Origin of the sequence: Bradyrhizobium sp. 142, assembly GCF_023074015.1 — a bacterium.
GTDB lineage: Bacteria > Pseudomonadota > Alphaproteobacteria > Rhizobiales > Xanthobacteraceae > Bradyrhizobium.
The window spans coordinates 1-3151 of record NZ_JADPKQ010000345.1 but is presented as its reverse complement, the minus strand read 5'-3'; the positions used below and the strand labels follow the sequence as shown (position 1 = coordinate 3151).

Below are 3151 nucleotides of genomic sequence, written 5' to 3'. Positions count from 1 at the left end.
CCATCAATCAGACCGTCTCGACGCTGCGGTTCTTCTTCCGGGTCACGCTGAAGCGGCATGAGATCCTCGAACATACCCCTGTCGTTCACGAACCGCGCAAGCTGCCGGTGGTTCTCAGCCCCGAAGAAGTGGCGCGGCTGCTCGATGCCGCGCCGGGGCTGAAGTACAAGGCGGCGCTGAGCGTGGCCTATGGTGCGGGACTGCGCGCCACCGAAGTCGTCTCGCTCAAGGTCGCCGACATCGACAGCAAGCGCATGATCATCCGCGTCGAGCAGGGCAAGGGCGGCAAGGACCGGAACGTCATGCTCTCCCAACACCTGCTCGATCTGCTGCGGACCTGGTGGAAGGCGGCGCGGCCGCAGGCCTGGCTGTTCCCCGGCCGCGATCCGGCCCAGCCGATGACCACGCGCCAGCTTAATCGCGCCTGTCACGCTGCGGCCCAGATGGCGGAGATCAACAAGCGCGTCTCATTGCACACCTTGCGGCACAGCTTTGCCACCCACCTGCTCGAGCAGAACATCGACGTCCGCGTCATCCAGGTGCTGCTATCCAGGTGCTGCTCGGAAGGGCGACATACTGCCCACGAACAACAGGCTGAAGCACGCATCACCTACCGATTTCATCCTCGCTACGGCGAGACGGTAGGCGTTAGACGGCGGCTTGAGCGAGGCGGCGCCGCGTTTCTCGTTGTGCACCAACTTGACGGCACCTTTGCCTGCCTTCCGGCGTGGATGACTGACGAGGCTGCGTCCGGATTCGAGATCAGCGTTGAGCCGCATTTTCCCCTGAATGTTCTTTGCTCCCTCCGCAACGAGGTCGATGCGCTTCTAGGCTTTCTGGCGTCCGAATCAAAAACGGAGCGACCAGAGAATGACGCACCGATCCGAGAATCTCCAGACAAGCCTGTTCGAGGCCGAGCGACCGTGCGTCGAACTGCGTGTACCTCAAAAGAGCGAGCTCGCGATGGTCATCGAGGTGCTACTGCGCGAGATCGCGTCGGCACTGGCAAAGGCGGCAACAGGGGGGAGCGGCGATGACCAAGATCACGACTGAGCATCTCGCCCGCAACGCCTGCGTCTACATCCGGCAATCGACAGCAGACCAACTCGCGCATAATCATGAGAGCCGACGGCGCCAATACAGCCTCGTCGATCGCGCCAAGCAGCTTGGCTGGAGCAACGTCGAAGTCATTGACGACGACCTCGGCCGGTCCGGCGGCGGCATCGCGCGTCCCGGCTTCGAGCGGCTGCTTGCAACGATCTGCGACGGCCGTGTCGGCGCTGTGCTCGCGATCGAGGCGTCGCGTCTTGCCCGTAAAGGCCGCGACTGGCGTACGCTGATCGAGTTCTGTGGATTAGTCGGCACGCTTATCGTCGATGAGGACGGAATCTACGATCCTCGCCATCCCAACGATCGGCTGCTGCTTGGCATGAAGGGCACGATGAGCGAGCTTGAACTCTCGATGTTCCGCCAGCGCTCGCAGGAAGCGCTGAAGAAGGCCCGCCGCGGCGCGCTGGTCCTCGGTGTCGCCGCCGGCTATTTGAAGATCGGGCGCGATCGCATAGAGAAGAATCCGGACAAACGCGTGCAGGACGCCTTGCAGCTGGTCTTCACCAAGTTCGCCGAGCTGCAAAGTGCAAGACAGGTGCACATCTGGCTGAGAGAGGAATTCATCGAGCTGCCGGTCAAGTCGCGCCAAGGCGAGGCGCACGGCGTGTTGTGTGGCGGCTGCCGGCCTACAACATCGTGCACAACATTCTGACCAATCCGATCTATGCAGGTGCCTACGCGTTCGGGCGCACAAAGAGCCGTGTGAGTGTCAAAGGTGGACGCAAGCATGTCCGGCGTGGTGTGCAAAAGCCCCTGGCCGAATGGGATGTCTTGATCAAGGATCACCACGCGGCCTATATCACCTGGGACGAGTTCGAGCACAACATCGAGGTAATCGCCAACAATGCGACCGGTATGAGCAGCGCACTCGCTCGCGGAGCAGCTCGTAAAGGCGAGCTGATGCTGCCCGGACTGCTGCGGTGCGGCCACTGCGGCCGCAAGCTCCATGTGCACTACAGTGGCAAGATCGGCCGCTATAATTGCTATGGTGCGCGTACGAACCACGGTGCCGCGCGCTGCATTTCGATCAGCGGCTTGAGCATCGATGCGGCGATCAGTAACGAGGTCCTGCGCGTCCTGAAGCCGCTCGGCATCGAAGCAGCACTCAAAGCGATCGAGGCGCAATCGAGCACGACGAGCGCGGCCGAGCGCCAGCTGGAGCTGTCGCTGCAGCAGGCGCTACGAAGCAGCGTACGCGCGCCGACAGTACGACGCCGTCGACCCGGCAAACCGGCTGGTCGCCGGCGAGCTGGAGCGCCGCTGGAACGAGGCATTGCAGGCTGTCGCAAAGCTTGAAGGAGAGATCGCCGCCCTGATTGCGCGTCGTCCGCCGGCGCTCGGTGAGCCGGAGCGCCAGCAATTGGTGGCACTTGGTGCTGATTTGGAGCGCGCCTGGTTGCATCCCGCTGCAACCGCCGCAACGCGCAAACGCATCCTTCGCGCGGCACTCTCGGAGATCGTCGTGCGCAAGGACGACGCAATCATCCATGCGGTCCTGCACTGGCAAGGCGGCGACCATACCCAACTGCAAGTCAAACAGCGCCTGAATGCGGCTGGCCGGCACAATCCACGCATCCCCGAAGACGCGATCGCACTCGTGCGTGAGCTGGCGCGGCTGATGCCGGATCGGCAGATCGCGGGCCGCTCAATCGCACTCGCATCGAGACCGGGCACGGCAATGCCTGGACGCAAGAGCGCGTGCGCGGCTTCCGTAATCATCACGACATCGCCGTCTTCCGCGACGGTGAGTGGGCAGAGCGCGGTGAGATTACGCTCGAGGCGGCAGCAAAACTCATCGGCGTCTGCAGCATGACGGCCCTGCGTATGCTTCGCCGCGGCGACATCAAAGGCCGACAAGCTTGCGCGGGCGCGCCTTGGGTGATCAGGGCCGAGGACCTGGCAGGTTTCGCCAAGGGAAATCCTCAGAAGCCGCCGCTAGAGTCCTTCTTCAGCTTGGGATTGAAGCCGCGGATGCCAAGCCGGATCAACGTTGCTTTCATTCGGTTGACGATCCGACTTTGCTCGCCGACGAGGCTCGCGT

The 3151-nt window shown here is 63.0% G+C and carries 4 protein-coding genes; all 4 read left to right on the top strand.

Features of this window, described 5'->3' with window-relative positions; all coding sequences use genetic code 11:
- Positions 1-1037, top strand: a 1037-nt coding sequence (locus tag IVA82_RS49160) for a tyrosine-type recombinase/integrase (RefSeq protein ID WP_346659684.1), incomplete at its 5' end; no start/stop codon positions are given.
- Positions 1034-1762 (top strand): recombinase family protein, encoded by a 729-nt coding sequence (locus IVA82_RS32525; RefSeq protein WP_247381837.1) that lies wholly within the window; start codon positions 1034-1036, stop codon positions 1760-1762. The genes IVA82_RS49160 and IVA82_RS32525, both read left to right, overlap by 4 nt.
- A complete protein-coding gene (locus IVA82_RS32520) occupies positions 1654-2406 on the top strand; it encodes a recombinase family protein (RefSeq protein WP_346658671.1) in 753 nt (250 codons plus the stop codon). Before IVA82_RS32525 ends, IVA82_RS32520 begins: the two co-directional genes overlap by 109 nt.
- A 64-nt stretch (positions 2407-2470) precedes the next feature.
- Positions 2471-2923 carry a hypothetical protein gene (locus IVA82_RS32515; RefSeq protein WP_247493694.1) on the top strand — a complete coding sequence of 151 codons (453 nt, stop codon included), beginning with the start codon at positions 2471-2473 and terminating at the stop codon, positions 2921-2923.
- The last annotated feature ends 228 nt before the right edge of the window (positions 2924-3151 follow it).